Here is a 1,452-nt window from a genome sequence, read left to right as displayed (position 1 = left end):
TGATCGACGTCCCACGCGCGAAACACCTTGGCCATGAGCCGAGTGAATCATCCTCCCGATCCGCCGTCGAGGGAATTACTCGGACAGGCTCCTAGATGTTTGGTCCCAGCATTTGGTGGAGCGGGTTTGACCTGAAGCGTCCGGGCTCGGCGGACCATGCTTTGCAGATGGCTTCATAGGGCGTGAGCCCACGCAGGGTCTTGAGGCGGCGGCCAAAGTTGTAGGCGCTGACGAAGTCAGCGAGGTGAGCGCGGAGTTGTTCATGGCTGTCGTAGTGGTAGCGCTTGACCGTCGCGTCCTTGATCGTCCGGTTCATTCGCTCGACCTGACCGTTCGTCCAGGGATGACGCGGCTTTGTCAGCCAATGGTCGATGTCGTTGCGAGCGCAGGCGGACTCGAAGCTGTGGGCTCGGAATGTCTCACCGGCTGCGATCGCCTCCTTGATGATGGAAGCAGCTGAGGCGACGTTGCCGGGCGTAGTGAAATGGGTGCCATTGTCGGTGATCACGGTGTGCACCTTGTAGGGCACCGCCTCGATGAGATGGCGAAGGAAGTCGCCCGCGACTCGCCGCGTGGCCTTCTCATGCAACTCGACGAAGGCGAACTTGGTCGTGCGATCGATGGCAACGAACAGGTAGAGCCGGCCCTCCGCCGTGTGGACCTCGGCCAGATCAATGTGGAAGTAGCCGAGCGGGTAGACCTTGAAGCGTGACCGCTTGGGCTTGTCGCCGTCGACTTCCGGCAATCGGCTGATATCGGGGCGCTGCAGGCACCGATGCAGCGACGAGCGGGTCAGATGCGGGATGGTGGCCTGGAGCGCGTAGAGGCAGTCGTCGAGCGGCAGGAGCGTGTGACGCCGAAGAGCGACCACGACCGCCTCGTCTTCCGGTGACAGCACCGTCGACCGCGGATCCTTCGGCCCCGTGCGCCGGTCGGCGACCGAGGTCCGCTGCCGCCACTTAGCGACCGCCTTCTGGTTGATCCCGTAGCGCTTCGAAAGAGCCCTCAGGCTCGCTTGACTATGCTGTATTGCGCGACGGATCGCCTTGTATCTCTGAGTTGCCCGCCGGTGCGAAGCCAGCGAGGCTACAGGGTGAGGGTCAGCCCGTGTTTGCCTTGGGCCTGTAAGCCCGCGACGGAGCAGGGTGCGACCCTCACCCCCACAGTCCCGAACCCGGACAGCCGCTCGGGCCCGAGCCCGCATTTGCAAGGTAGGGTCATGGACAAACAACCCACCATCTTCGTCGGCATCGACGTGTCCAAGGACCGCCTCGACGTTTACTTCAGACCCTCGGACGAGGCCTTCCATGTCCCTCGGGATGTGAAGGGGTTCGAGGCCCTCACGCGCCGCTTCAGTAACCGCCCGGTTGCCCTCGTCGTCCTGGAAGCCACTGGCGGCTTCGAGGCGAGCGTCGCTGCCGCGCTCGCCGCGGCCGGACTGCCGCTCTGCAT

Annotated in this window: 1 protein-coding gene and 1 pseudogene; one reads left to right on the top strand and one right to left on the bottom strand. The window is 63.9% G+C overall.

Annotation, left to right across the window (positions count from 1 at the left end; all coding sequences use genetic code 11):
- Positions 1 to 91 precede the first annotated feature (91 nt).
- Positions 92 to 1,081: an IS481 family transposase gene (locus tag ABIC30_RS31740; RefSeq protein WP_502915898.1), complete on the bottom strand. Its 990-nt coding sequence runs from the start codon at positions 1,079 to 1,081 to the stop codon at positions 92 to 94.
- A 138-nt stretch (positions 1,082 to 1,219) separates the two neighbouring features.
- Here ABIC30_RS31740 and ABIC30_RS31735 point away from each other — a divergent pair.
- Positions 1,220 to 1,452, top strand: a pseudogene (locus ABIC30_RS31735) (IS110-like element ISMno7 family transposase); the annotation flags it as partial.

The sequence above is a fragment of the Methylobacterium sp. 1030 genome, from assembly GCF_040544715.1.
In the GTDB taxonomy this organism is placed as follows: Bacteria; Pseudomonadota; Alphaproteobacteria; order Rhizobiales; family Beijerinckiaceae; genus Methylobacterium.
The sequence above is the reverse complement of the archived record's forward strand: the minus strand, read 5'-3'. Positions and strand labels throughout refer to the sequence as shown.